24 protein-coding genes are annotated in these 25494 nt (G+C 65.1%); 9 read left to right on the top strand and 15 right to left on the bottom strand.

Annotated features, from left to right (window positions below):
• The first annotated feature begins 148 nt into the window (after positions 1-148).
• Positions 149-1129 carry a LacI family DNA-binding transcriptional regulator gene (locus HNP00_RS14165; protein ID WP_184740161.1) on the top strand — a complete coding sequence of 327 codons (981 nt, stop codon included), beginning with the start codon at positions 149-151 and terminating at the stop codon, positions 1127-1129.
• Between the two features lie 112 nt (positions 1130-1241).
• On the opposite strand, the gene HNP00_RS14170 is transcribed toward HNP00_RS14165, so the two are convergent.
• The 13 genes from HNP00_RS14170 to HNP00_RS14230 form a co-directional block, all read right to left on the bottom strand.
• Entirely contained in the window at positions 1242-2396 is a 1155-nt protein-coding gene (locus HNP00_RS14170) for a hypothetical protein (RefSeq protein ID WP_221451502.1), read from the bottom strand.
• A gap of 169 nt (positions 2397-2565) precedes the next feature.
• Complete coding sequence (locus tag HNP00_RS14175; protein ID WP_184740163.1) at positions 2566-4068, bottom strand: aldehyde dehydrogenase (NADP(+)); 1503 nt, start codon at positions 4066-4068, stop codon at positions 2566-2568.
• Positions 4065-5591 (bottom strand): NAD(P)/FAD-dependent oxidoreductase, encoded by a 1527-nt coding sequence (locus HNP00_RS23655; protein WP_221451503.1) that lies wholly within the window; start codon positions 5589-5591, stop codon positions 4065-4067. The genes HNP00_RS14175 and HNP00_RS23655 overlap by 4 nt, the downstream gene beginning before the upstream one ends.
• Positions 5588-5914 carry a (2Fe-2S)-binding protein gene (locus HNP00_RS14185; RefSeq protein WP_184740167.1) on the bottom strand — a complete coding sequence of 109 codons (327 nt, stop codon included), beginning with the start codon at positions 5912-5914 and terminating at the stop codon, positions 5588-5590. Before HNP00_RS14185 ends, HNP00_RS23655 begins: the two co-directional genes overlap by 4 nt.
• The gene (locus HNP00_RS14190) at positions 5911-7185 is read right to left on the bottom strand and encodes an FAD-binding oxidoreductase (RefSeq protein WP_184740169.1); all 1275 of its coding nucleotides are present in this window, start codon (positions 7183-7185) and stop codon (positions 5911-5913) included. Before HNP00_RS14190 ends, HNP00_RS14185 begins: the two co-directional genes overlap by 4 nt.
• The gene (locus HNP00_RS14195) at positions 7182-7910 is read right to left on the bottom strand and encodes a GntR family transcriptional regulator (RefSeq protein WP_184740171.1); all 729 of its coding nucleotides are present in this window, start codon (positions 7908-7910) and stop codon (positions 7182-7184) included. Before HNP00_RS14195 ends, HNP00_RS14190 begins: the two co-directional genes overlap by 4 nt.
• The gene (locus tag HNP00_RS14200; protein WP_184740173.1) at positions 7907-8860 is read right to left on the bottom strand and encodes an ornithine cyclodeaminase family protein; all 954 of its coding nucleotides are present in this window, start codon (positions 8858-8860) and stop codon (positions 7907-7909) included. The genes HNP00_RS14195 and HNP00_RS14200 overlap by 4 nt, the downstream gene beginning before the upstream one ends.
• Positions 8857-9858 (bottom strand): proline racemase family protein, encoded by a 1002-nt coding sequence (locus HNP00_RS14205; protein WP_184740175.1) that lies wholly within the window; start codon positions 9856-9858, stop codon positions 8857-8859. The genes HNP00_RS14200 and HNP00_RS14205 overlap by 4 nt, the downstream gene beginning before the upstream one ends.
• A gap of 200 nt (positions 9859-10058) precedes the next feature.
• Positions 10059-10964, bottom strand: a complete 906-nt coding sequence (locus tag HNP00_RS14210; protein ID WP_184740177.1) for a dihydrodipicolinate synthase family protein — start codon at positions 10962-10964, stop codon at positions 10059-10061.
• 163 nt (positions 10965-11127) lie between these two features.
• A complete protein-coding gene (locus tag HNP00_RS14215; protein ID WP_184740179.1) occupies positions 11128-12000 on the bottom strand; it encodes an ABC transporter substrate-binding protein in 873 nt (290 codons plus the stop codon).
• Between the two features lie 42 nt (positions 12001-12042).
• A complete protein-coding gene (locus tag HNP00_RS14220) occupies positions 12043-12696 on the bottom strand; it encodes an amino acid ABC transporter permease (protein WP_184740181.1) in 654 nt (217 codons plus the stop codon).
• Positions 12693-13337 carry an amino acid ABC transporter permease gene (locus HNP00_RS14225; RefSeq protein WP_184740183.1) on the bottom strand — a complete coding sequence of 215 codons (645 nt, stop codon included), beginning with the start codon at positions 13335-13337 and terminating at the stop codon, positions 12693-12695. The genes HNP00_RS14220 and HNP00_RS14225 overlap by 4 nt, the downstream gene beginning before the upstream one ends.
• 1 nt (position 13338) lies before the next feature.
• Entirely contained in the window at positions 13339-14124 is a 786-nt protein-coding gene (locus HNP00_RS14230; RefSeq protein WP_184740185.1) for an amino acid ABC transporter ATP-binding protein, read from the bottom strand.
• 529 nt (positions 14125-14653) lie between these two features.
• Here HNP00_RS14230 and HNP00_RS14235 point away from each other — a divergent pair.
• On the top strand, positions 14654-14953 hold the full coding sequence (locus tag HNP00_RS14235; RefSeq protein ID WP_184740186.1) for a hypothetical protein: 300 nt from the start codon (positions 14654-14656) through the stop codon (positions 14951-14953).
• A gap of 18 nt (positions 14954-14971) precedes the next feature.
• Here the strand turns inward: HNP00_RS14235 and HNP00_RS14240 are convergent, their stop codons facing one another.
• Positions 14972-15676, bottom strand: coding sequence for an alpha/beta fold hydrolase (locus HNP00_RS14240; protein WP_184740188.1), 705 nt, complete (start codon positions 15674-15676; stop codon positions 14972-14974).
• Positions 15677-15755: 79 nt separating this feature from the next.
• A complete protein-coding gene (locus tag HNP00_RS14245; RefSeq protein ID WP_184740190.1) occupies positions 15756-17660 on the bottom strand; it encodes an FAD-binding monooxygenase in 1905 nt (634 codons plus the stop codon).
• Between the two features lie 268 nt (positions 17661-17928).
• On the opposite strand from HNP00_RS14245, the gene HNP00_RS14250 reads away from it, so the two are divergent.
• The 7 genes from HNP00_RS14250 to HNP00_RS14280 all read left to right on the top strand — a co-directional run bounded on the left by HNP00_RS14250 (position 17929) and on the right by HNP00_RS14280 (position 25062).
• Positions 17929-19386 carry a fumarylacetoacetate hydrolase family protein gene (locus tag HNP00_RS14250; RefSeq protein WP_184740192.1) on the top strand — a complete coding sequence of 486 codons (1458 nt, stop codon included), beginning with the start codon at positions 17929-17931 and terminating at the stop codon, positions 19384-19386.
• The gene (locus HNP00_RS14255) at positions 19379-20107 is read left to right on the top strand and encodes a GntR family transcriptional regulator (RefSeq protein ID WP_395893820.1); all 729 of its coding nucleotides are present in this window, start codon (positions 19379-19381) and stop codon (positions 20105-20107) included. Before HNP00_RS14250 ends, HNP00_RS14255 begins: the two co-directional genes overlap by 8 nt.
• A gap of 41 nt (positions 20108-20148) precedes the next feature.
• Entirely contained in the window at positions 20149-21663 is a 1515-nt protein-coding gene (gene hpaE / locus HNP00_RS14260) for a 5-carboxymethyl-2-hydroxymuconate semialdehyde dehydrogenase (RefSeq protein ID WP_184740194.1), read from the top strand.
• 107 nt (positions 21664-21770) lie between these two features.
• Entirely contained in the window at positions 21771-22847 is a 1077-nt protein-coding gene (hpaD, locus tag HNP00_RS14265; RefSeq protein ID WP_184740196.1) for a 3,4-dihydroxyphenylacetate 2,3-dioxygenase, read from the top strand.
• A gap of 53 nt (positions 22848-22900) precedes the next feature.
• Entirely contained in the window at positions 22901-23686 is a 786-nt protein-coding gene (gene hpaH, locus HNP00_RS14270; protein ID WP_184740198.1) for a 2-oxo-hept-4-ene-1,7-dioate hydratase, read from the top strand.
• On the top strand, positions 23671-24519 hold the full coding sequence (locus tag HNP00_RS14275) for an aldolase/citrate lyase family protein (protein WP_184740200.1): 849 nt from the start codon (positions 23671-23673) through the stop codon (positions 24517-24519). The genes hpaH and HNP00_RS14275 overlap by 16 nt, the downstream gene beginning before the upstream one ends.
• A 192-nt stretch (positions 24520-24711) precedes the next feature.
• Positions 24712-25062, top strand: coding sequence for a hypothetical protein (locus HNP00_RS14280; protein ID WP_184740202.1), 351 nt, complete (start codon positions 24712-24714; stop codon positions 25060-25062).
• Positions 25063-25494 lie beyond the last annotated feature (432 nt).

Genomic DNA, 25494 nt, shown 5'->3' on the forward strand with positions numbered 1-25494 from the left:
GGGAATGCCATGGAGCATCTAACCGGTTAGACTACTCCGAGGCGAATGGTTTCACAAGAGATTTTTTTGGGATCCGCTCCGCGGGGGAAGCCGGTATGATCAACTCGTCTATGCGGTTAGAGTTCGATGTTTGGAAGAGGAGAGGACCATGCCGACAGCCAGGGACGTAGCGAGACTGGCCGGAACGTCCAATGCGGTGGTGAGCTACGTCTTCAACAACGGTCCACGGGCTGTGTCAGCCGATGCCAGGGAGCGGGTTCTGCGGGCCGCTCGTGAGCTCGACTACAAACCCAACGCACTGGCGCGGGCGCTGAGTGCTGGCAAGACGCGATCGATCGGACTGATTGTTCCGGATATTGCCAACCCGTTCTTCGCAGAACTTGCCAGGGCGGTGGAGATCGCGGCGGCCGGTAGGGACCACCTGCTTCTCATCGGCGACTCCGCAACAGTTGAGGACCAGGAACACCGCCTCATCGAAACCTTCATCGAGCGCCAGGTTGATTCCCTCATTCTCGTCTCTCTTCTGGATGAACCCGATCTCAAGCCGGCCCACGCAGCCCGATTGCCCGTAGTCGCCCTTCACCCGCTCTCCGAAGAGCAGCACGCATCATCGCTGACCATCGATTACGAAGAAGCCGCATATGTGGCAACCCGTCATCTGATTGAACAGGGCTACGAAAGTATTGGCTTGCTCAATGGGCCGGTCGACTCCGTCGGAACCAGGCAGCATGCCGCAGGATTCTCGCGTGCAGTTTCCGGATTAGGGGTCCGGGTGACCGAGCGAGCCTCCGCCATTTCCAGGGCGGGATCGTCCGAAGTGACCGCGGAGTGGCTGCGATCACCAGATGCCCCGCGCGCCATATACGCCACGACGGATGAACAGGCCCATGGGGTGCTCTTCGCTGCGTATTCCCTCGGACTTGGCGTCCCGGGCGAGGTAGCGGTGGTCGGCGTCGACGGCACCGAGGCGTCCGCCTATTCCGTGCCGCCGCTGTCATCCATCCGCCAGCCCACTCAAGCCATCGCCCGGAGAGCGGTCGAGATCCTCGTGGACAGGTCTGCTGACGATCCGATCGTGAACGAAATCTTCGACTTCGAACTGATCGTCCGGAAGTCATCAAAAGCCTGACAACGCAGTCTCGCGGGGCAGAATCGCTGGAAGGAGTGACTCAGGCCGGGTCGAACAGCTCAATGCCCCCATCGTGGCGGTCGTGGCGGACCCGAACCCCTGCACGCCTCCGTCAGCGCGTCCTCCGCTGGCCGAGCATTTGCGGGTCGTCTGGCTTGACTTCCTTTGAGGTACGGTTCTTCGGCCGGTACGGCATGGTGGGTTCTGATGGGAAGCGGCGCGGGCCACTCCACATCGATGGCGGGGCGTCGATCGCGTAGGCGAGGGCGTACGCCACCTTTTCGTAGTTGACGCGCCAGCCCCTGAAGTGGGGCCAGGCTTGCTCTGCTGTCACTTCAACCGGGTAGTCGACCGTCCGCATGAGTTCCACTGCTGCCTGGAAGTCTTCGAAAGTCACGTCCAGTGGGGAATCGGGATCGGGGTCCTCGTCGACCGGGATACGAATGGCCCGCGCCACTTGATTCAGGCAGGTGAACCCCATTCGAAGAACCAGGCGCGCCCGGGTGCTCGGTGCAGACCCCGGACTCAGCGAAAGTTGCAACGCGGCCGCATCCATCACGCTGAGGAGCGAATTGAGCCAATTCGACTGCGGTGCAGGTGAACGGAACCACACCAACGTGAGGTAGGTGCTGTGCGATTCGGCTACATCAGCGGCCCATCGCTCCCAGGTACGGTAGAGATCGCTCAGCTCGCTGGTGCTGTTTTGAGCAGCCATGCCGAACCGTGTGCGCACCAGAAGCTCAGGTCCCCACGACGGTGAGCCCGCCCTCGACACGAGAAGCGTTACTTCTGCTTCACGCCTGTTGAAGGCTGCGTAGAGCGTTGGCAGGTAGCCAATCTGCAAAGCGATGACGATCAGCCCGGTATACGCGGCTGCGTAGACCAATACTGTGTTGCCAAAGTTCGACGGCGCTGCGTAGCCGAGCGTGAACATCGCGGAGCCAGCCTCGCTGGCAGCTAGCCAGATGTCACCGTCGACGAAGGGAAGAAGCAGGAGACTGAACGACAGGTCGAACAGGATCACCCAGACAAGCAAGCGGACGAATAACGACATCGGAGACTGCCAGGCAAGGATCCGATCACGTACCTCGTACGAGGTGACGGGTTTTGTGATGGCAAAAAACATCTTCGCCGTGACCATATGGGTCACCCGTGAAAGGTTGCTGTGCAGCGGCCGCGGCACTATCAGCGTTCCGATGACACTCATCCAGTTCAGGAGCAGCCCCACCAGCCCGAGCGAAAAACACGCCCACACGATTACTGTCAATACACTCTTTCGACGACGCCGGACACCGATTCAGCCATTGACCAAGGGAAGGGACAAAGCTGGTGAGGCTCGTATCATTCATGCACCTGCGGATCTTGTCAAGGGCACCACGGGGTGAAGGTGGCCCGAGGGCAAGCAAGAGCCGAGCCGGCCGGCCCCGAGAGGACTACTACCCCTCCCGTCGCCCGTCCACAAGGCGCGGTACTCCCAGGGGATTCTCCTCGCGCAAGGATTCAGGCAGCAAGTGCTGCGGGAATCCCTGATAGGCGATCGGCCGCAGGAAACGCTCGATCGCGGCAGTTCCCACGGACGTGCTGCCGGCCGCAGTCGTCGCTGGGTAGGGCCCGCCGTGCTGCTGCGCATAGGTGACCGAGACGCCGGTAGACCACTGGTTCCAGAGGACCCGCCCGGCCTTGCGTGCGAGGATCTCTATGAGCCCGGCCACGTTGCAGGAATCCGTGCCGTGGATTGTCGCAGTCAGTTGCCCCTCGAAAGTCTCAGCGATCTGCGGAAGCTGGGACTCGTCGTCGTACGCCACCACGACGGCCGTGGGGCCGAAGCACTCGGCCTGGAGAGCATGCGGTTCGGCGAGCATGTCCGCGGCGGTCGTGAGCAGGAGCGTGGGACTGGGCGGGTCGGCCAGAGGATCGGAGCCCTGGGCCAGGACCGTCACGCGGTGGTTGGCCTGCAGCTCCTGAAGCACTTCGGCGTAGCCGGACTGGATCCGATCGTTGAGCAATGGCGCTGCCGGCGGCAGGGCGGCGTTGCGCAGTGCGTCCACCAGGCGGGATCCCGCCGGGACGAACAGCGTGCCGGGCTTGGTGCAGAACTGTCCGGCGCCGAGGGTGAAGGAACCGATGAAGCCCTCGGCGATCTCCATGCTGCGGTCGTCGGCCGCGGCTTCGGTGACGAAGACCGGGTTGTTGCTGCCCAGCTCGCCGAAGAAGGGGATGGGCTCCGGCCGAGAGCTTGCGATGTCGAACAATGCGCGCCCGCCCGGAATGGAGCCCGTGAAGGCGCCGGCCTTGATCCGCGGATCCCGCAGTGCGGCGGCCCCGGCGGCGGTACCGGTGATGAGTGCGAAGGTGCCCTCGGGAGCGCCCTCAGCAGCAAGGGCGGAGGTGACAACCTCTGCGGTGAGCAAGGAAAGCTGTGGATGGCCCGAGTGCGCCTTGAGCAGCACGGGGCTTCCGGCGGCAAGTGCCGAGGCGGTGTCTCCACCCGCCGCCGAGAATGCGAAGGGAAAATTGCTGGCGGCGAACACGACAACCGGCCCCAAGGGCGCCAGAACGCGGCGAAGATCGGGCCGCGGAGCACCCATGGGCCAGTCGGCGTCGGCGTGGTCGATCCGGGCGTCGAGGTAACCGCCATCGCGCAACAGTTCCCCGAACAGGCGCAGCTGGAAGGTGGTGCGCTTGAGCTCACCGCGGAGGCGGCCCTCGGCCAGGCGGGTCTCGCGCTGGGCCACGGGGACCAGTTGGTCCGCGGCCGAGTCGAGGGCGTCGGCGACGGCGTCGAGCAGCTTTGCGCGTTCGGCAGGCCGCAAGGCGGCGAGCGGCGACGCGGCGGCCTGGGCAGCGGCGAGGAACGATTCCAGTTCGGTGTCAGTAGTGGGCGCTACGGCCCTCGCGTTGGATTGCTTGCCGGGCGTGTTTTGGGCGACGGTGGTCATGCTCGGTCTCCTTTCAGGAGGGAATTCGTGGGGTCTTCGTAGTCGGCGTCCAGCGCGGCGAGCTCGCCTATGCCCACGGGCGCAGCGAGGGGCCGCTTGGCGGCGCTGGACAGGGATTCGGCGGTGGGCGAAGCGCCCGGCCCGGCTCCAAGGCAGGCTGATGCGAAGCCGCAAACCCGGCCTTGGCACCAGCCCATTCCGGCGCGGGTGAAGGACTTGAGGCTCCTGGCATCGCGGGCACCCAGGCTCTCCCGGGCTTCGGTGATCTCGCCGGCGGTGACTTCCTCGCAGCGGCACACGGTGGTCTCCGGAGTGAGCCAGTCCTGCCAGGCAGGGGGAACCGGATGGGCCCGGTGCATTGCCTCCGCGAAACGCCGATGCCGCGCAGTGGTCTTCTCTGACGCAGCGGTTTTTTGCGGCAAGGCGGACCCGCCCGCCGCGGCGGTGCCCGCTGCGAGGCCCTCAAGTACGGCCAACGTAGCGCCGCCGACGCCGGTGACCTCACCTGCGAGATACAGGCCCGGGACGCTGGACTGCTGGCGCTCGTCGACGACGCCCACCAGCGAGCCGTCCGTGTCGAGCCGGGTTTCGACGCCGAAAGACAGCGGCAGCTCCATCTGCGGCGTGAAGCCCCAGCCGAAACCCACCACGTCCACGTCTTCGTACACGCGCTCTGTTCCAGGCCGGACGCTGCCGTCGGCATCGACCTTGGCCGTGCGCACCCCGGACGCATGATCCGCTCCGAGGGATCCGGATCCGAGGACCTCGGTGACGATGCTGCGTGTGCGGTACGGAATCCGATGCCGGGCGAAGACTGCGGCGTACTCCGCTCCTTCAAGTGCCTTCTCCGGCACTCCTGCGGCAGCACGCAGATGCGGAAGCCAGGTGGTCGGGGAAGAGGACTCAAGCACTGCGAGGACCTTGCCGCCAGCCTCGGCGATATTCGCGGCCACCGGGAGGAGAAAAGGGCCGGTTCCAGCGATCACGAAGCGTTTCCCAGGCAGAATTCCGTTGGCCTTGATGAATGCCTGGATGCCACCGGCGGCCATCACGCCGGGAAGATCCCAGCCGGGAACCGGCAGTTGGCGGTCGTAGCCGCCGGTACACAGGACGAGGCGGCGCGCGACGACGGTTCGGGCGCCGGCGGCGCTTCGGTCCGAAGCAGCTTCCGCGACGGTGGGCGTCGTGCGCAAGGTGAAGCCGGCGTCGTCCCCTTGCGCTGGCTGGTTTTGCTGGGCCATCCAAACCTGGAGTCCGGGAAGGTACGTGATCAGCCCTTGGTGGCGAGCGGCGTCGAACCTTGCGCGGAGGTCAAGGTAACTCTTCCACCCGTGGTGTCCCTGGCCATCCGGCACCGGCACAACGGTCTCAGGCCGGTGCCGCCAGAACTGGCCGCCCGGCTGGGCACCCGCGTCTACGAGCACCACGGTGGCTCCAGACTCGGCAGCCGCAACAGCGGCGGCAAGCCCGGCGGGACCCGCGCCCACGACGGCGATGTCCGCGCTGACGATGGGCGGCGTCATGCTCGTCCTCCGGTTTCTTCCGAGGGATCCTCCCGGCATGAGCCCTCAATTTCCATGCCCTCGCGAACCTCAACAAGGCACGCGCGCTGGTTGGCGGAGCCGTCCACCGTCAGCAGGCAGTCGAAACACACGCCGATGCCGCAGAACAGCCCCCGAGGCCGCTCGCCTTTGCGTGTGGCGCGCCAGGCTGTGATGCCTTGGGAGGTCAAAGCAGCGCCGACGCTCTGGCCCGGAGATGCTTCAAGCGGCCGCCCATCAAAGCTCACGCGGACGACGCCGCCGATCGCGGCAGTCTTTGCCGCGCCTCGTGCTCGGGTACTCATGCTGTGGCCTCCTCTCGGTGTTCCGCGGACTGGGGTGAAGTGGAATGGTGTGCAGGTTCGCTGGCGGGGAGCTCGCCGAAGCGGGCCGGAGCGAAAGGTGAAAGATCGAGGTCCGGGGTTTGGCCAAGGAGCGCCTGGGCGAGGAGCTTGCCTGTTCCGGCAGAGAGTCCGATCCCGGCGCCTTCGTGGCCGGCAGCGTGCCAGAGCCCGGGGGCGCGCTCGTCGTGCCCGATCACCGGTAAGTGGTCCGGGCAGTACGGGCGGAAACCGTGATAGTGACGGATGGCCTTGACGTGTTTCAGGAAGGGGAAAAGCGCAGTGGAATTGCGGGCCAGCAGGCTCAGCGCATCGGTGCTCACCGTGCGGTCGAAGCCCACCCGCTCACGCGTCGAACCGATGAGGATGGTGCCGCTGGGGGTGCCCTCGACCACGGGCGAGCCCTGGAGGCCGGCGTCGGAACTGCCGACATTGTCGATGTACTCGGCCGCGTAAACCTTGTGGTGGACCATCGGCGGGAGTGGCTCGGTGACCATGACGAATCCGCGCCGGGGGAGGACCGGCACGCTGACCCCGGCCAGCGCGGCGAGCTCGCCCGCCCATGTGCCCGTACAGTTCACCACCGCGTCCGCGAAAAAGTCCCCGCGGGGAGTCTTAACGCCGGTGACGCGGCCACCGTTGGCCGCGGAACCACTGCTTGAGGAGCCGCTTCTTGAGGAACCACTGCTTGAGGAACCACTGCGCAGAAAGCCGGTCACGGGAGTGTCCGCAAGGAATCGTGCTCCCGCCTCGGTTGCGAGCCGGACGAGGTGGGCGGCGACGAGCATCGGCTGGACTTGGCAGTCCTCGGAGTAGCTTGCGCCGCCCAGGGCTTCGCGGGAAATATGCGGCTCGGCCTCGCGCAGCGCATCTTGGTCCAGTTCCTCTACCGCCACTCCATAGCCCGTCTGCACGGCCATGACGCGGTTCAACGAAGCGAGGCTGCTCTCGCGCGAGGCTACGATGATCCCGCCCTTGGATTCGAATTCCCAGAGTTTCTTGTGTTCCCCAAGGTCTTGGTGCCAGACCCCCAGGGAGTAGCGGGTGAGCTCAAGCTCGGGGCCGAGCTCCTTGTCCGAGACGAGGATGTTCCCCTCGCAGGCGGAAGAGGTGCCGCTCGCAGGCAGGCCCTTGTCGATGACCGTGACCGAGAGGCCTTGCCGGGCGGCGAAGTAGGCGGTAGCCGCCCCGATGACCCCGGCACCGATGACGAGGACGTCGCTGCCTTGGTTCATGTTTGTTGCTCCTCGGGTGGTGTCTCGTTCTCGCCGGTGGCCCAGAGGCCGCGGGCGTGACCGATGTGGCGGCGCATGAGTTCCCGGGCGGCGTCGGCGTCGCCGGACTCTATGAGGTCAAGTAGTTCGTGGTGTTCCTGGGCCGAGTCGGCCAGGCGGTTGCTCTCGCTCAAAGTCTTGAGCCCGTACATGCGGGTTCGGGTACGCAGGCTGGTGGCGAGTGCAACGAGCTGGTTATTGCCCGAATAGCGGAGCAACTCAGCATGGAAGTCGCGGTCCGCGACGAGATAACCGGCGAGATCCCCTTCGCGCGCCGCCTCGACGATATTGTCTGCCAGCGAGCGGAGCACCGTCATGCCCGACGGCGGGACCGTTCCGGCGACGTCGGCCATGACAGGCGGCTCAAGAAGCAGCCGGATCTCAGTGATTTCGTCGAGCTCGCGATCGCTCATGCTGGTGACGCGGAAGCCCTTGTTCTTCACCGTTTCCACCAGGCCTTCGCGAGTCAGGTCCATCATCGCCTCGCGCACTGGAGTGGCCGAGACGCCGAAGGCCGCGCCGAGCGCGGGCGCCGAATACATCGTGCCTTCTTCGAGGGTTCCGGCGATGATTGCCGCGCGAAGCGACTCGGTGACGGATTCGCGGAGGCTGCGCTGGCGGCCCAGAGGTGCGATGGGAAGCTTGTTGTTGGCTGGCACGGTGAGCACTCCTTGTGCAGGCGTCATGGTCTGGTGCCTCCTTCATACACCAAGGCCGCCGTCACGAGGTCCTCCCATGCCATGCCCACACCTGCGTACACGCAGGGCCGGCCCGGAATCCGCTCGAACTCGCCATTGACCAGCTCCCGCAGATTGGCTGGTTGGATGGATTTCCATTCCTCGACGCTGCGGGCAGGAATGAGATCTCCCGCTTCCCGCCAGGCCGAGGCCCGCCCCTCCACCACGACGTCGGAGCGCCGCACCAGCGACGCGTCCACCTCACGCGCGTCCAGGCCGTGCTGGCCCACCGCGGCGACGACCGCGCCAGGAGCCACCAGGCCGCCGTCGAACAGCGGAGTACGCGACGACGTCGTGCAGAGCACCACATCGGCGCTCGATACCTCTGCAGCGCTTGCCGGGCGGGCCTTGATTCCCTCGGACGCAAGCTGCTCGATGAGGACCCGCACGCGCTCGGGGCGCTGGCCGACGACGGCGAAGCTCGCCTCCGGGAACACGGCGCTCGCCGCCCGGAGGTGGTTGAGTGCCTGGACCCCCGCGCCGAAAACGAGCACGTGCGGCGTTCCCGGAGCACCGGTTCCGCTGCCGGGAGCCGCGGCGAGAATGTGTTTCACGGCGAGGAGGGTGGTGGCAGGAGTGCGGATCGCCGTGAGCTCGTTGCCATCCATCGTGGCCAGGGGAGCCAACGTTTCCGAGTCGAGCAGCAGGTAGATGCCTTGGATCTTCTCGAGTCCGCGCGCGGGGTTTCCGGGGGCCACGGTGAGGGTTTTGACCCCGCTGTAGTGTTGGCCGACCGCGGGCATGAGCAGGAACTCGCCGCCCGGAGCGGGGCTGAACAGGCGGGGGCTGTCCTCCTCCGGGTCAACGCCATCCCGGAGCGCGTGCTCGAGTGCGGCGATCGCCGTCGTCCATGGGGCCGCCGCCCGCACCGCCGCAGCATCGAAGTATGGGAGCGTCACAGCAGGAACCCTTCCGGGAAGGGATCGGTGGGATCGAGGAAGTACTGCGCGGTGCCCGTGAGCCAAGCCCGTCCGGTGACGGTGGGGACGACGGCGGGCCGGCCGCGTACCTCGGTCTCTTCGACCAGCCGACCGATGAAGCGCGAACCGATGTAGGACTCGTTGATGAAGTCTGTGTCCAGGGCGAGTTCGCCGCGCGCGTGTAGCTGCGCCATGCGGGCGCTGGTGCCGGTGCCGCACGGGGAGCGGTCGAACCAGCCGGGGTAGATGGCCATGGCATGGCGGGAGTGCTCCGCCGTGGAACCCGGGGCCTTGAGGTAGACATGGTGGCAACCGCGGATGTCTTGGCGCTCGGGGTGGACAGGCTCGTCGTCGGCGTTGATGGCGTCCATGATGGCGAGTCCGGCCCTGAGGAGATCATCCTTTCGGGAGCGCTCGAAGGGCAAACCGAGGCTGTCCAGGTCGACTATCGCGTAGAAATTGCCGCCAAAGGCGAGGTCGTAGGCAACGGTGCCGTAGCCGGGGACCTCAACCAAGGCGTCGAGGCGATCCACGAAGGAAGGCACATTGCGGATCGTCACGGACTCGGCATGCCCGTCCTTGACGGCCACCTCGGCGATCACCAGGCCGGCCGGCGTATCGAGCCGCACCGAGGTGACCGGCTCGACCACCTCCACCATTCCAGTCTCCACCAGCACTGTTGCGACGCCGATGGTGCCGTGCCCACACATCGGCAGGAGCCCGGAGACCTCGATGAAAAGGACGCCGAAGTCCGCATCCGGCCTGGTGGGAGGCTGGAGGATGGCGCCGCTCATGGACGCGTGGCCCCGCGGCTCGGTCATAAGCAGGGTGCGGATCCAATCGCTGTTCTCCATGAACCACAGCCGGCGCTCGGCCATGGTGGCACCGGGGATCGTCCCGATGCCGCCCGTAATGACGCGCGTGGGCATGCCCTCGGTGTGTGAGTCCACGGCGTGGAAGATGCGGCTGGTTCTCATGGAGTGCTCCTTCTGGTTGGTCTAGGTCCCCGTGGCTGCTTCGCCGGGCAACGGCCCTTCGCCGTCGCTTAGACACGCTCCCGAAGGACCGCAACCCGGCTTGTGCGTCTCCCACCAAACGCTCGCTCACCTTTGGGGGGTTTTGCGGAAACGCTCGCTCACCTTTGGCGGGTTTGCGGAAACGCTCGCTCACCTCTTGTTTATTTGTAACCCTTCGCGAGGGCTGCTTCTGTGTCGCGGATAACGGCGTCGCGCACTGCGGGGGCGAGCGGTCCCCGGGGTGGGCGGCAGGCGCCTCCGTGAAGGCCAACGATATCCATGGATAGTTTGATGGACTGGACGAACTCTGTCTTGCTGTCCCAACGCAGGAGGGAGTGCAGATCGCGGTAAATCTCGCGGGCGCGGTCCAGGTCAGAGACGTCGCCTGAGGTTGAAAGCCGGTAGAGCTCCAACGTGGATTCCGGAATCGCATTCGGATAGCCCGCTACCCAGCCGACGGCACCGGCCAGGCCCATCTCGACGACGGTGTCGTCGGTGCCGATGAGAAGGTCCACCTCAGGCGCGAGTTCCTTGATTTCGTAGGCGCGGCGCACGTCGCCCGTGAATTCCTTGACGCCGACAATGAGGCCTTCGCCGTGGAGACGGGCGATGAGCTGCGGAGTGAGGTCCACTTTGGTGTCGATCGGGTTGTTGTAGGCCACGATCGGCAGCCCGACGGCGGCTGCGCGGCGGTAGTGGTCCACCACCTCGTCGTCGTTGGCGCGGTAGGCATTCGGAGGGAGCAACATGAGCGCCTTGGCGCCCGCCTCGGCGGCTTGTTCTGCCCACCTCTGCGTCTGCAGCCCGCCGTATGCGCCGATGCCGGACATGACGGTGAAGCCTTCGGGCGCGGCCTCGACCGCCGTCGTAATGACGCGGGCGCGCTCTTCATCGCTCAGCGTTTGGTACTCCCCCAGCGATCCGTTGGGGGCTACGCCGTCGCAGCCTGCGTTGGCCAGGAAGCGTACGTGCTCAGCGTAGGCGTCGTAGTCGATGCTGAGATCGTCCTTGAACGGCAGTGCTGTGGCGACGAGTACGCCGTGCCAGGGCTTGCGGGTTTCAGTCATGGTTGGTCCTTTCGATGGGCACGCGCGGCGCCGTCATTGTGCTGCCGTGAGCTACCTCACAGCCTAATCTACCATGTGACATTGCACAGGTGGTTGAGGTGGGTGCCGGGCCGAAACCCGGCACCCGGGGTTTGCTGACTTGCGTCAGCTGGGAGGCAGTGGGCTAGCTTGCGGGAACGACGTACTGCTTGTCGGCGACCTTCCCAAGTCCTTCGGACAGGCCTGCGTCGGTCAGGAGCTTGGTGATGGTGCCGTCGGCGCGCTGTGAACTAATGCCGGCGTTGAGGGCGTCCTGCAGGCTCTTGTTGCCTTTGGTCATCGGGAACGCGGCCTCGGGTGCGTGGGCGATTGCCCCGACGCGTGCGTCCGGCTTCTCGTTCGCGAGGGCGACCTTGACTCCGGAGGCGCCCTTGAACTGAAGCACCTGCACGCCATAAGCGTCGACGTCGGCGTCCAGGCGGCCGGCGTCGAAGTCCGCCTTGAGCTCGACGCTGCTCGGGTAGGTGACCAGCTTGTCGCCCAGGATCTTCTTGAGGTCCTCAACCCACAGGTAGCCGTCGATCGTGCCCACCTTGTTCATCTTCTCGAGGTCGGCGACGGTGGTGGCGCCAGACTTGGAAACGATGCCCATGCCGTCGAGATACGTGGAAGCGGAGAAATCGACGGCCTTGAGGCGCTTCTCGGTCGCGTCGATGGTGCCCACCGCGAGGTCGATGTTGCTGCCGGAAATGGACTGCACGGCATCGGCGTAGGTGGCCTGCTGGTAGGCCGGTTCGAGGCACTCGTCCTTGGCAATCTTGCTGACGATCGCGATGTCGATTCCGTTGGGCTTGCCGCTGTTGTAGCTGCTGAACGGCGGGATGTCGATGACGCCCACCGTGAGCTTGCCCGGCGCAACGGTCTGGATGCCCTGGTGTTTCGGGGTGCACGAGGCTGTACTTGCGCCCGAAGATCCACCGCAAGCGGTCAGGCCGAAGCTGAGTGCGATCGCGCTGGCGGTCAGGATGCCGGCGCCTTTGAGGCGATGGGTGTTCATGGTTCCTCCTGGTGATGTGGGGGTGTTGCGGGATGGGGGTGGTTAGGTGTGCCGGGCCATGCGCTTCTCGAAGAAGACGGTGATCCACGTGGCCGGCATGGAGATGGCGGCGTAGCAGAGGCCGGCGAGGGTGAAGATCTGTAGGTAGTTGAAGTCCTGGCTGCCGATGTTGTATGCCGACTTCATGAGCTCGGGGACCGCGATCGCGTACGCCAAGGACGTCCCTTGGAACATCTGGATCGCGACTCCCATGAGCCCCGGGATTGCCGAGCGCATGCCTTGCGGCATGATGACCCGGAAGAAGGTGTCGCGCTGGGACAAGCCAAGCGCGTTGGAGGCCTCAAGCTGTCCGCGGGCCACTGATTGGATTCCTGCCCGCATGATCTCGCTCGAGTACGCCGCCGAGTTCCAGGTAAGCGCGAGGCAAGCCGCAGTGATGCTTTCGAATGCGATCCCGAACTTCGGCAAACCGTAGTAGAAGAGGTAGAGGATCACCAGCGCGGGTGCGCCGCGGCCAATTTCGACGACGGCGAGTCCCACGGTGCGGACGGCCAGGTTCTTGGCGGTCACCATGAGGCTGAGTGCCAGTCCCAAGGGATAGCCGAAGAAGATCGAGATGCCGGCGATCAGGAGGCTGACGCCGAGGCCGGACATCATCTGCGGGAGGTAGCCCGCCCATTCTGTTAGCCAGGTCATGCGTAGATGGCCTTCCTCATGCGGGAATCGAGTCGACGGGACAAGTAGGCCACCGGCAGGCTCAGCACGATGTAGAGGATGCCCACGATGATGTAGGGCAGGATTCCCTCCACCGTGGGGTGCTGGCGGGCGAAGGCCTGGGACTGAAAGACCATTTCCGTGACGATGATCGTCGAAGCGATCGAGGAGTCCTTGAGCAAGCCGGTCAGGTACGTGGCGATGGAGGGGGAGACGATGCGAAAGGCCTGTGGGACCATGACGCCGTAAAACGTGGTCCCCCGTCCCAGGCCGAGGGCATGTGCTGCCTCGCCTTGGCCCCGCGGCACCGACTGCAATCCGCCCCGGTAGATCTCAGCCAGGTAGGCGACGGACACTATGCCGAGGCCCACTATTGCGGCACCCACCGGGTTGAACTTGAAGGTGCCGATCTGGATGCCGAACTTGAGGAGGAACAGCCACACGATGATTGGTACTCCGCGGACGAGGTCCACGAAAAGCCGGCAGGCGAGCCGAACCAGAACGTTCGACGACGACAAGCCCACCGCGAGCGGGACGGCACCAATGATGCCGATCGTGAACGCCAACAGCGTCAGCATGAGGGTCATAGGCAGCCCTTGAAGGACCGCGGAAAGCGCGTCCATATCAGCGCTCCAGCACTGCCCGCAGGAAGCGTCGGGTGCGGGCCTCCTGCGGATCGCTCATGATGGCCCGGGGATCGCCCTGCTCGATGATCTTGCAATCGGCCATGACCACGAGCGTGTCGGAGACGTCGCGGGCGAACTGCATCTCGTGGGTGACCACGATCATGGTCATGCCATCGGCGGCAAGCTCACGCATGACGGCCAGGACCTCGAGCCCCACCTCAGGATCGAGCGCCGACGTCGGCTCGTCGAAGAGCATGATGCCCGGATCCAGCGCAAGGGCGCGGGCAATCGCGATGCGCTGTTGCTGGCCGCCCGAGCAGCGCCCGGGGTGTTGGGACGCCTTCTCTTTGAGGCCGACCCGCTCAAGCAGTTGCATGGAGCGTTCGTCAGCTTCCTCTTTGCTGCGTCCGAGGACTTTCTGCTGCGGGAAGCTGATGTTCTTGAGTGCGGACATGTGGGGGAACAGGTTGAAGGACTGGAACACCATGCCCACCGTGCGCCGCAGGGCCGCGAGGTCCCGGCTGTTGACTTCCTTGCCCGGCTCGATGGTGTGCTGGCCTACTTGGATGGTCCCGGAATCAGGACGCTCCAGGAGATTGGTGCAACGCAGGAAGGTGCTTTTGCCTGCACCGGAGGGGCCGATAAGGGCAGTGACAGTTCCCGGCTCGACGTGCAAGGAAACATCATCAAGGACGACGTGGTCGCCGTAGCGCTTCGAGATGTTGTCCAGCTTGATGCCGAAACGGGGCGCGATCCTGCCGTCTGCGATTTCTGAAAGGGTCATAGTGATCTTCCATGTGGGGAGCAAGTGAAACTAGACGATGTGGTCCATGTCACGTGATATGTGAAATGGTACATGACACTGCGCGGTGATGGAAGAGCTATTTTTGAGCTTGAAAGACGGCCTTTTAGCTCGTGGTGTCGTCGGCAGGTTCTTCGCGCATGGCCCGCAGGCTCCGCGGCCCCGGGGAGGGGCGCCGCGGCTCGCGGTCCCCTTGTCCCACAGGACGGCTCGTGCCTCTTCGAGGGACAAGCCCACCACATCCGGTACGGTTCAGGCCCGCGTCAGAAAAACCCGGCGTTTCCACTTGCGTCGGAAGCCTGACTTCCGCCACACTGTCCTTGGATCGACGAGACAATTGCCTCCCAGATCCCGCCCGCCTGACTTTCACGGCCGGCCACCGCCCCATCATCGAATGCAGGGCACACTTCACGAATTCCTTTCTTCTTAGGCCTTCCTTTCGCACCCCGAACCCGGGGCGGCCGCCCCTGACTTTCTCCGACGCAGCCCAAGCCTCGAAAGTGAGAACACCATGATCAAGCACCTCCCGGACCTCGTTCTGGAAATCACCGCCCACGAACCGGGCACCATCGAAACCGAACTGAATACCGCCGTCGAGACGGTCCTCACGCAGGCCATGCGGGAGCGCTCGTCCGGCATCCTGGTCACCCAGCACGGTTACAACCGGTACACCGTTGCCCTCAGCCCTGATGTCCCCTACGGAGAGACTCGCGAACGCCGGGAATGGGACCGTCCGGCCAATGCCTCGATAGGTGCAGAGTCCCCGCAGCCTGAGGGACCGGCCGAACAGTCCGAACAACGCGCCGCTTAGGACCACGCCCCGGAACCCCTAGCGGGTCTGCTCAACAGCGGCCAGGATGGCTTCCCCGAGTTCGAGAGGCTTGGTGAACTGGGGCCAGTGTCCGGTGGGCAGGTCCATGAATTCGACGTCGTTGATGCGCGCGAGCTCGGCCACGAAGGGGTGGCCTGATTCGATCCACTCGCCCAGCAGGCTGGAGGGGAACTCGCAAGCGATGATGGTGGCCGGGACGTCGTAGCGGCGAACATCGTGCAGCCGCTGTTTATCGGTGGTCACGTTCTTTGGCTCCGGGATGGCGCGTGCGCGGAAAGCGGCCCGCAGTTCGTCATTGAGGTCCACGAGGTCCTCGTTTTCGAAGAGCTCCCATGCCGGCAAGGGCACGGCGTCGCCTTCAACCGGCAGCTCGTCGTTGATGACGCCGCCCTCGCCGAGCGGACCGCTGTCCACGTAGACCGCCCGGACCACGCGGTCCGGGCGGGCGTCGACGGCGCCGTGGATGATGGCACCTCCACCCGAGTGGCCGACCAGGACAACGGGCTTGCCGACAGCGTCGACCGCCGCCACTACCGCGTCGATGTGATCCCTGAGGCCGATGCCGGACCGTGGGGCGTCAACGGCCTCGAGCCCAGGCAGCGTGAGCGGGTGGACCGTGTGTCCCGCAGCAACGAGCGGCGGCGTGACCTCCGACCACGAAGAAGCGTCCAACCAGAATCCGGGAACCATGATGATGTCCATGCCGGTACCCTACGACGGGCCACTGACAGAATGAACCCTTCCTCAGGAATCATCGAGCGCGGCAGGCCGCGCCGACAGTTCACACCGCCTCGTGGACCCCTGCCTGCAGGAGGGGCGCGAAGAATGCGGCGAGTTCCGCCGTCGCGGTCAAGGGCAGGACGTTCGCCACGTACTGGTCCGGACGCACCACCACCACGACGCCGCCGCGGTCAAGGCCGCGCAGTTCGAAGATGTCAGCCGAAGGATCGGTAGCGTAGACGTTCTCGAGGTACGTGAGTTTGAACGGCCCCACCTGCGGCTTGAACGCTGCCGGTACAGCCCCGATGTCGACGCTCGTGTGCTCTTGCTGGTAGATCACCTTCACGTCGAACCACGCATCGCGGTCAGCGTCCGACGGCGTTGCGGCCAGCGGCGAATCCGGCGAGTTCGCGATCCACTCGGCAAAGTCCGCCACAACTCCGGAGGAACCGGCCGGTGCGCCGTCCGCGAAGACGTAGATCCGCCAGCGTCCGTCCGCCTTGGCCTGGTGGCCGAGGTGTACCGGGTTGGTGTCGCAGACGCGCACCACGGGCGCGGACTTGAAACGTTTGCCGATGGTGAAGCCGGTGGCCAGGCTTTGGTGTGCGGGCTCGGCGATGAGCGCGGAGGGGGCGTACTGGGTCATGAAGCCGGCGGGGAATTCCGCAGTGTTCACGTAGAAGTTTTCCAGCTCGGTAGGGTCCTCAAATTCCTCGGGCTTCTTGGCCATGAGCGTGGACCACTCTTTGTCGAAGTCGATGAGGTTCTTGGCAATGACTTGGCGCTCGGCGGAGTACGTGGACAGCAGGCTCTCCGGGCTGCGGCCTTCGAGGACGTGTCCGAGCTTCCACGCCAAGTTGAAGCCGTCCTGCATGGAGACGTTCATGCCCTGGCCAGCTTTGGCGCTGTGGGTGTGGCATGCGTCGCCGGTAATGAAGACGCGGGGGGTGCGGGTTCCGCGTTCCTCCGGCAGGACGTCGTCGAACCTGTCGGTGAGGCGGTGGCCCACTTCGTAGACGCTGTGCCAGGCGACGTTGCGCACATCGAGGGTGTAGGGGTGGAGGATGTCGTTGGCCTTGGCGATGATTTGCTCGATGGTGGTGTTGCGCACTGAGCGGTTGTCACCCTGGTTGACCTCGCCGAGGTCGACGTACATGCGGAAGAGGTGTCCGCCTTCGCGCGGGATCAGCAAGATGCTGCCGCCCGTGCCGGACTGGATGGCGCACTTCGTGCGGATGTCGGGGAAGTCCGTGACGGCGAGGACGTCCATGACGCCCCAGGCATGGTTGGCTTGGTCGCCAGCGAGGGTGCAACCGATCGATTCCCGCACCTTGCTGCGCGCGCCGTCTGCGCCGACGACGTACTTGGCCCGGACAATGCGCTCCTGGCCTTCATCGGGGCCGGCCGTGTGGAGGAGCGTGACGCTGACGGGGTAGTCGCCCTCGTTGGCGACCTCGAGTCCGCGGAATTCCAGTCCGTAGTCGGGAGACATGCGGGTGGGGGAGTTCGCCATGAACTCGGCGAAGTAATCAAGCACGCGCGCTTGGTTGACGATGAGGTGCGGGAATTCGCTGATGTCACCGGTCGGATCGTCGAGGGCGCGGGCGGTCCGGATGATGCGCGAGGGGTCGGCAGGGTCCGGCTTCCAGAACGCCATCTCGGTGATCCGGTACGCCTCGGCGATGATCCGCTCGGCGAAGCCGAACGCCTGGAAGGTCTCGACGCTGCGGGCCTGGATGCCGTCGGCCTGGCCGATCGCGAGCCGCCCGCCGCGGCGCTCCACGATCCGCGTCGTGACGCCCGGGAACTGGGACAGTTGCGCGGCGGCGAGCATGCCTGCGGGCCCGCTGCCGACGATGAGCACGTCGACCTCATCGGGAAGGTCCGAGGGTCGGTTGATGCCGACGCCGGCGGCCGGTTGGACTCGCGGGTCACCGGATACATAACCGTGGTGGTGGAACTGCACGGGCTTTCCTCACTTCGTTGTGCGGTTGTTCAATTATAGAACTGTGAATTCTCTATTTGAACCTGATTCGGTTTCTAACTGTACGGCAGGCGTGACAGGGGCCACAAGGCCCTCGTGGGCCCACCCCGACGCCGGAGCTTGTTTCCAAGGCCGCTGCTTGAAGCTCCGGATTGGGAAACAAGCCACGGGATCCGCGCCGGGGTTGACGCCTCGAAGTTCGCCAGCCATAGTTATCGTATACGATTTCGTACTCGATGAGGAGATTATCTTGGAACAGGTCACCGACCACATCCTGGCCGCAGCCCACAAGGTCATCGCGGTGCATATCAACTACCCCAGTCGGGCGGCCCAGCGCGGCCGTACCCCGGAGCAGCCGTCGTACTTCCTGAAGCCATCGTCGTCCCTCGCGCTCAGTGGCTCAGCGGTAGAGCGTCCGGCCGGCTGCGAACTCCTCGGGTACGAGGGCGAGATCGCGCTGGTCATCGGCAAGCCTGCCCGCCGTGTGAGCCTCGAGGACGCCTGGAACCACGTCCAGTGGGTCACCGCGAGCAACGACCTCGGCGTCTATGACCTGCGCTACGCGGACAAGGGTTCCAACCTCCGGTCCAAGGGCGGCGACGGCTTCACCCCGGTAGGACCGGCGCTCATCCCGGCCGCCGACGTCGACCCTTCCGGGCTGCGCATCCGCGCCTGGCACAACGGCGAACTCGTCCAGGACGACACCACCGAAGAATTGCTGTTCCCCTTCGCGCGCCTCGTGGCCGATCTCTCCCAGCTCCTCACACTCGAAACCGGCGACATCATCCTGACCGGCACCCCGGCCGGTGCCTCCGTCGCCCAGCCGGGCGACGTCGTCGAGGTTGAGGTGAGTGCCGGTGACTTCAGCTCGGGTCGTCTCACCACCACAGTGACGGAAGGTACGACGTCGTTCGCGGACTTTGGTGCCCGGCCCAAGACCGACGGCACCCAGCGGGAGGAAGCGTACGGTTCGCGTGAAGCGGCGGGCCTCGCCCCCATCGTGTCCGTTCTGACTTCGGAGCTGAAGAAGAAACTCGAAAGCGTCGCCACGGCCACCTTGTCCAGTCAGTTGCGCAAACGCGGATTGAACAATGTGAGCATCGACGGACTGCAGGCCACTCGCCCGGACCGCCGAGTGGTCGGGCTCGCGCGGACCCTGCGTTATGTTCCTAACCGCGAGGACCTGTTCGCAACCCACGGCGGCGGTTTCAACGCACAGAAACGCGCCATCGATTCCGTGAACGAGGGCGAGATCCTGGTCATGGAAGCCCGGGGCGAAAAGGGCACCGGAACGGTGGGGGACATCTTGGCGCTGCGTGCCCAGATGCGCGGTGCCGCGGCCATCATCACCGACGGCGGCGTGCGCGACTATTCGGCGGTGGCAGGACTGGACATGCCCACCTACTTCGCCAACCCGCATCCCGCCGTGCTGGGCCGACGCCACATTCCGTGGGACACCGACATCACCATCGCCTGCGGCGGAGCCACCGTCCAGCCCGGGGACATCATCGTGGCCGACTCGGACGGCATCCTGGTGATTCCGCCGGCCATCGCCGGGGAACTCGTGGACGAGTGCATCGAGCAGGAAAAGGAAGAAGCCTTCATCTTCGAGATGGTCAAACAGGGCAACAGCGTGGACGGTTTGTATCCGATGAACGCGCAGTGGCGTGCCCGGTACCAGGAGTGGGAAGGAGCCCAAGGTGACTGAAACCGCCGTCGGGATTTCCGCCGTCGAACGTTCCGCTGCTGACGCCGCAGGAACCAAAACCGGCAGCAAGTCCGAGCAGGCTTATGCGGCCGTGAAGGCGCGCATCGTGGAGGGCACCTACACGCCGGGTTATCGGCTGGTGCTGGCCAAGATTGCCGAGGACCTCGGCGTGAGCGTGGTCCCGGTCCGGGAGGCGATCCGTCGCCTGGAGGCCGAAGGGCTCGTGAAGTTCGAGCGCAACATCGGCGCCACGGTCTCCGGAATCGACCCCACAGAGTACCTGTACACGATGCAGACCCTGAGCATCATCGAGGGCGCGGCCACTGCGTTGTCCGCACCCCTCATTGATTCCGTGGCCATTGCCCGGGCCCGGGCCGTGAACGCCGAGATGCGCGACTGCTTGGAACATTTCGACCCGGTCCGTTTCACTGCGCTGAACCAGGATTTCCACAGCGTGCTCTTTGAACACTGCCCCAATCCGCACATCCTGGACCTCGTGCACCGGGGCTGGAACCGACTCGCCTCGATCAGGGCCTCAACGTTCCGATTCGTCCCCGGGCGTGCGCATGAGTCCGTGGACGAACACGAGGCACTGCTCCAACTCATTGAAAGCAACGCCGACGCCGACACCATCGAACAAGCCGCCCGCAGGCACCGCGCCGCCACCCTGGATGCGTACCTGTCGCTAGCCCCGGCGGCCGTGCAAGCAAAGACCATCTGACCCACCTTCACAGCAGTAAAGAGCAGTAAAGGAAGACAACAATGACGTTCACTGCACCAGAAACCACCACCCACTACGTCCCGAAGGACCTTCCCACCCACATCCAGCACTTCATCAACGGTCAGTTCGTTGACTCCGTGAGCGGCAAAACCTTCGACGTCCTGGACCCGGTGTCGAACGGCAACTACGCCACCGCCGCAGCCGGCCAGGAGGAAGACATCGACCTCGCCGTCGCCGCCGCCCGCGAAGCCTTCGTGAACGGCCCGTGGCCGAAGATGAAGCCCCGCGAACGCGCCCGCGTGCTGAACAGGATCGCCGACGCCGTCGAAGCCCAGGAAGCCCGCCTCGCCGAGCTCGAGACCTTCGACACCGGCCTTCCGATCACCCAGGCCAAGGGCCAGGCGTTGCGCGCGGCGGAGAACTTCCGCTTCTTCGCGGACCTGATCGTGGCCCAGTTCGACGACGCCATGAAGGTTCCGGGTTCGCAGATCAACTACGTTAACCGGAAGCCGATCGGCGTGGCGGGCCTTATTACTCCGTGGAACACGCCGTTCATGCTCGAGTCCTGGAAGCTTGCCCCGGCCTTGGCCACCGGCAACACCGTGGTCCTGAAACCGGCCGAGTTCACCCCGCTTTCGGCCTCACTCTGGGCGACTATTTTCAAGGACGCCGGCCTGCCGGACGGCGTGTTCAACCTGGTCAACGGCCTGGGCGAGGAAGCCGGCGACGCCCTCGTGAAGCACCCGGACGTGCCCCTAATCTCCTTCACCGGCGAGACCACCACAGGCCAGACCATCTTCCGCAACGCCGCAGCCAACCTCAAGGGCCTGTCCATGGAGCTGGGCGGCAAGTCGCCGTGCGTCGTGTTCGCCGACGCCGACCTCGACGCCGCGATCGATTCGGCCCTGTTCGGGGTCTTCTCCCTCAACGGGGAACGTTGCACCGCGGGCTCGCGCATCCTCGTCGAACGCGCCATCTATGACGAGTTCTGCGAAAAGTACGCGGCCCGCGCGAAGAACATCGTCGTCGGGGACCCGCACGACCCCAAGACCCAGGTCGGTGCCCTCGTCCACCCCGAGCACTACGAAAAAGTTGCCTCGTACGTGGAGATCGGTAAGTCCGAAGGCCGGCTGTTGGCCGGTGGCGGACGCCCGGCACACCTCCCGGAAGGCAACTACATCGCCCCTACTGTGTTTGCCGACGTCGCGCCCGATGCGCGGATCTTCCAGGAAGAAATCTTCGGACCCGTCGTCGCGATCACCCCGTTCGAGAACGACGACGAAGCCCTCGCCCTCGCAAACAACACCAAATACGGCCTGGCGGCCTACATCTGGACCCAGAACCTGACCCGCGCCCACAACTTCGCGCAGAACGTCGAGGCGGGCATGGTGTGGCTCAACAGTCATAACGTCCGGGACCTGCGCACTCCCTTCGGCGGCGTCAAGGCCTCCGGCCTGGGCCACGAAGGCGGCTACCGCTCCATCGATTTCTATACCGACCAGCAGGCCGTGCACATCACCCTCGGCGCTGTCCACACCCCCAAGTTCGGCGCGTAACCCAACTAACTCGCACTTGTTGTCGTTATGAGGCTCCAAAACGACACCTACTGCGAGTCAGTTGGGTACCGAACCCCAGAGACCCCTTTCAAAGAAGAGAGAACCCGATGACCAACTTTGTCCCCACCCCTTCCGTCCCGGCTCCGGATATCGTGCGCTGCGCCTACCTCGAACTCGTGGTCACAGACCTCGCCAAGTCCCGCGAGTTCTACGTGGACCTCCTGGGCCTGCACGTCACCGAAGAAGACGAGAACACCATCTACCTACGCTCCTTCGAGGAGTTCATCCACCACAACCTCGTCCTGCGCAAGGGACCGGTCGCAGCCGCCGCCGCGTTCGCGTACCGGGTGAAGTCCCCGGCCGAGGTGGACGCCGCCGAGGCGTACTACCGCGAGTTGGGCTGCCGGGTCGAGCGCCGCAAGGACGGCTTCACCAAGGGCGTGGGCGACTCCGTCCGCGTGGAGGATCCGCTGGGCTTCCCGTACGAGTTCTTCTACGACGTGGAGCACGTCGAACGCCTCACCCAGCGCTACGACCTGTACTCCGCCGGGGAGCTGGTCCGCCTGGACCACTTCAACCAGGTCACCCCCGACGTTCCCCGCGGCCGGAAGTACCTCGAGGACCTCGGCTTCCGCGTCTCGGAAGACATCAAGGATTCCGACGGCGTCACGTACGCCGCGTGGATGCACCGCAAGCAGACCGTGCACGACACCGCCCTGACCGGCGGCAACGGTCCCCGCCTGCACCACATCGCGTTCTCGACGCACGAGAAGCACAACATCATCCAGATCTGCGACAAGATGGGCGCCCTGCGCATCAGCGACCGGATCGAACGCGGCCCCGGCAGGCACGGCGTCTCCAACGCGTTCTACCTGTACATCCTGGACCCGGACGGGCACCGCATCGAGATCTACACCCAGGACTACTACACGGGCGATCCTGACAACCCCACCGTCACCTGGGACGTCCACGACAACCAGCGCCGCGACTGGTGGGGCAACCCCGTGGTCCCCTCCTGGTACACCGAGGCCTCCCTCGTCCTGGACCTGGACGGCAACCCCCAGCCGGTCATCATCCGTGAGGAAAAGAGCGAAATGGCGGTCACCGTGGGCGCCGACGGTTTCTCCTACACCCGGCCAGAAGGCGCCACGGCAGAGGGCTTCAAGCTCGGCGCCCAGGTCTAGTGTCCGGGCTTTAAAGGGATACTGACCGCAGGATGGCCGAACGGAGTGTGAAGATGCTTGACCCGAAGACGATAGAAACCATTGCGGACGAACTACTGGAAGCCGGCCGGTCCCGGACCCCGGTGCCTCGCCTGACCGCCCGCTACCCGGACATGACGGTGGAGGATTCCTACGCCGTGCAGCAGTTGTGGCGGCGCAGGAACGAGGACGCCGGCCGGAAGCTGGTGGGCCGCAAGATCGGACTGACGTCCAAGGCCATGCAGGCCGCGACGGGCATCACCGAACCCGACTACGGCGCGATCTTCGATGACATGGTGCTGGAAACGGGCTGCTCCGTGGCGTGGGACCAGTACACCCACCCGCGGGTCGAAGTGGAACTGGCTTTCGTGCTCAAGAAGGACCTCTCCGGGCCAGGGTGCACCATCTTCGACGTCCTGAACGCCACGGACTACGTGGTTCCGGCCCTCGAGATCCTGGACTCCAGGATCGAGATGGAGGGCCGGACCATCGTGGACACCATCTCGGACAACGCCGCGATGGGTGCCATGGTGGTGGGCGGCCGCCCGGTCCGCCCGGACGCCGTCGACCTCCGCTGGGTATCGGCCATCCTGTACAAGAACCAGACCGTGGAGGAAACCGGCGTCGCCGCCGGAGTCCTGGACCACCCTGCCAACGGGGTGCATTGGCTGGCCAACAAGATCGCCCCTCACGGAGACGGGCTGAAGGCCGGGGAGATCATCCTCGCCGGCTCCTTCACCCGCCCGCTGTGGGTGTACAAAGGGGATACCGTCCACGCCGACTACGGACCCTTGGGAGTCATCACATGCCGGTTCGAGTAGAACCAGACCGCACGTTCCGTGAAGCCTTGCGGAACCAAACCGGCCCTGCCGGCCGGCCACTCGCGGGGTTGTGGGTGTGCTCCGGCAGCCCACTCATCGCGGAACTGTGCGCCGGGGCAGGGCTGGATTGGCTCCTGATTGATGCCGAACACAGCCCCAACGGCCTCGAATCCATCCTCGCCCAGCTCCAGGCCGTCCGCGGCTACCCCGTCCAAGCCGTAGTCCGCCCACCGGCCAACGACACCGTGCTGCTCAAGCAATACCTGGACCTGGGCGTACAGGACTTGCTCATCCCCATGGTCAACTCGGCTTCGGAGGCGAAAGCGGCGGTGGCCGCCGTACGCTACCCTCCCCACGGCGTGCGCGGCGTCGGCTCGGCCCTGGCCCGCGCCTCGCGCTGGAACCGCATCCCGGACTATCTCGCCCGGGCTTCGGAGACGGTCAGCGTGACGGTCCAGATCGAAACCGAGGCCGCGGTCGCCGCCGTGGAAGAGATCCTGGCGGTCGACGGCGTCGATGCCATCTTCGTGGGGCCCTCCGACCTCGCGGCTTCCATGGGCCTGCTGGGTCAGCAGGAACACCCCAAGGTGCGTGCCGCCGTCGAGCACTGCCTCGCCGCGGCGAAAGCGGCAGGCAAGCCTGCCGGCGTGAATGCTTTCAACGAAGACACAGCGCGTGCTTACATGGCCGCTGGCGCGTCCTTCGTGCTGGTCGGCGCAGATGTCGCGCTACTGGCGCGCGGCACGGAAGCGCTCGCGGATAAGTTCGTCCCCGCAACCCCCGACGGCGACACGCCCTTTGGCGGGACAGGTGACACGCCGTCGAGCTACTGAACTAGGTAGGTAGTCGGCACTCTTCCGGAGGTCGTCGGACGGAGCTACATTGGATATCCCGAGGCCGCTCGGGGGCGGCCTAGGAGGGGGCCGTCCGCAATTTCAATGGAGCATGCCGTGGTCGCGCAACCAGATCTCAATCCTCAACAAGCAGCCACTGCCCAACCGCCGGCTGCAAGGCGTTCGGGCCCCGTGGAGTACGATCTACGGGCGGTTTACGTCCCGCAGTGGGGGCCGTTCCTGGATGATGAGGGACGCGAATTCTTCGTGACTGCCGTGGAATTCTGGGAGCATGCCACGGTGGTCAGTCTGTGCTGGAAACGCAGGCCCACAGGAGGGCAAGGAAGCCCGCCCCTGGTTGCCACGGATGAGCACGACCGTGTGCTGGGCGTGAAGCGCGTCTGGAACGTTGGTGCGCGATCGATCCAACATTTTGAACCGATTTCAACGTCAGCCCGCGCATTGACGGTGCTCATCGCCAGGAAAACAGGACCACAGGAACTGTTTAGCTGCAGGACTCCTCCGGTCAAGACGAGCCAGTGAAGTGAGCGCGTCCGTTAGGCGAAGGCGCCCGTCTGGGCTGGCCCGTAACTGGGCTGGCCCGTAACTAGGCTGGACGGGCGACGCCCCGTGTTGACCTCCGGATATGGTCGGGCGTGAGGCCCGTCAGCGCGGCAAGTTCAAGGTCATCGCAGGCTTGGGTCCGGAGCGCCGTGACAATCAAGGTCTCCCGCTGTTCCGTGATCTGGTCGCGGTGCCTTCGGCCGCTTTGAGTTGCTCGCTTTTCGCCCTCAGGGCATCCAGATGTGCGCCCCGCGGAAGCCCACTCGGGTGGAGGTCGTCATAAGCCAAACCAATGGTTCGGACAGCCCGAATGTTTTCCCCGGTCACCGCGGAAATTGTGGCCAGAGTGAGCCCATCTTCAAGGGCCTGGGCGATCATCTCGTTACGGGCGGCGGTCAAAGTTCGGATGGC

Origin of the sequence: Arthrobacter sp. AZCC_0090 (assembly GCF_014207375.1) — a bacterium.
Taxonomy (GTDB): domain Bacteria; phylum Actinomycetota; class Actinomycetes; order Actinomycetales; family Micrococcaceae; genus Arthrobacter.

What these genes read in the sequence shown, in the direction of transcription:
- HNP00_RS14235 (WP_184740186.1), top strand. Translation starts at nt 14,654, where the DNA reads ATGATCAAGCACCTCCCGGACCTCGTTCTGGAAATCACCGCCCACGAA.
- HNP00_RS14185 (WP_184740167.1), bottom strand. Translation starts at nt 5,914, where the DNA reads ATGAGTACCCGAGCACGAGGCGCGGCAAAGACTGCCGCGATCGGCGGC.
- HNP00_RS14230 (WP_184740185.1), bottom strand. Translation starts at nt 14,124, where the DNA reads ATGACCCTTTCAGAAATCGCAGACGGCAGGATCGCGCCCCGTTTCGGC.
- hpaE (WP_184740194.1), top strand. Translation starts at nt 20,149, where the DNA reads ATGACGTTCACTGCACCAGAAACCACCACCCACTACGTCCCGAAGGAC.
- HNP00_RS14210 (WP_184740177.1), bottom strand. Translation starts at nt 10,964, where the DNA reads ATGACTGAAACCCGCAAGCCCTGGCACGGCGTACTCGTCGCCACAGCA.
- HNP00_RS14240 (WP_184740188.1), bottom strand. Translation starts at nt 15,676, where the DNA reads ATGGACATCATCATGGTTCCCGGATTCTGGTTGGACGCTTCTTCGTGG.
- HNP00_RS14220 (WP_184740181.1), bottom strand. Translation starts at nt 12,696, where the DNA reads ATGACCTGGCTAACAGAATGGGCGGGCTACCTCCCGCAGATGATGTCC.
- HNP00_RS14165 (WP_184740161.1), top strand. Translation starts at nt 149, where the DNA reads ATGCCGACAGCCAGGGACGTAGCGAGACTGGCCGGAACGTCCAATGCG.
- HNP00_RS14195 (WP_184740171.1), bottom strand. Translation starts at nt 7,910, where the DNA reads ATGACGCCTGCACAAGGAGTGCTCACCGTGCCAGCCAACAACAAGCTT.
- HNP00_RS23655 (WP_221451503.1), bottom strand. Translation starts at nt 5,591, where the DNA reads ATGACGCCGCCCATCGTCAGCGCGGACATCGCCGTCGTGGGCGCGGGT.
- HNP00_RS14275 (WP_184740200.1), top strand. Translation starts at nt 23,671, where the DNA reads ATGCCGGTTCGAGTAGAACCAGACCGCACGTTCCGTGAAGCCTTGCGG.
- HNP00_RS14205 (WP_184740175.1), bottom strand. Translation starts at nt 9,858, where the DNA reads ATGAGAACCAGCCGCATCTTCCACGCCGTGGACTCACACACCGAGGGC.
- HNP00_RS14225 (WP_184740183.1), bottom strand. Translation starts at nt 13,337, where the DNA reads ATGGACGCGCTTTCCGCGGTCCTTCAAGGGCTGCCTATGACCCTCATG.
- HNP00_RS14190 (WP_184740169.1), bottom strand. Translation starts at nt 7,185, where the DNA reads ATGAACCAAGGCAGCGACGTCCTCGTCATCGGTGCCGGGGTCATCGGG.
- hpaD (WP_184740196.1), top strand. Translation starts at nt 21,771, where the DNA reads ATGACCAACTTTGTCCCCACCCCTTCCGTCCCGGCTCCGGATATCGTG.
- hpaH (WP_184740198.1), top strand. Translation starts at nt 22,901, where the DNA reads ATGCTTGACCCGAAGACGATAGAAACCATTGCGGACGAACTACTGGAA.
- HNP00_RS14175 (WP_184740163.1), bottom strand. Translation starts at nt 4,068, where the DNA reads ATGACCACCGTCGCCCAAAACACGCCCGGCAAGCAATCCAACGCGAGG.
- HNP00_RS14215 (WP_184740179.1), bottom strand. Translation starts at nt 12,000, where the DNA reads ATGAACACCCATCGCCTCAAAGGCGCCGGCATCCTGACCGCCAGCGCG.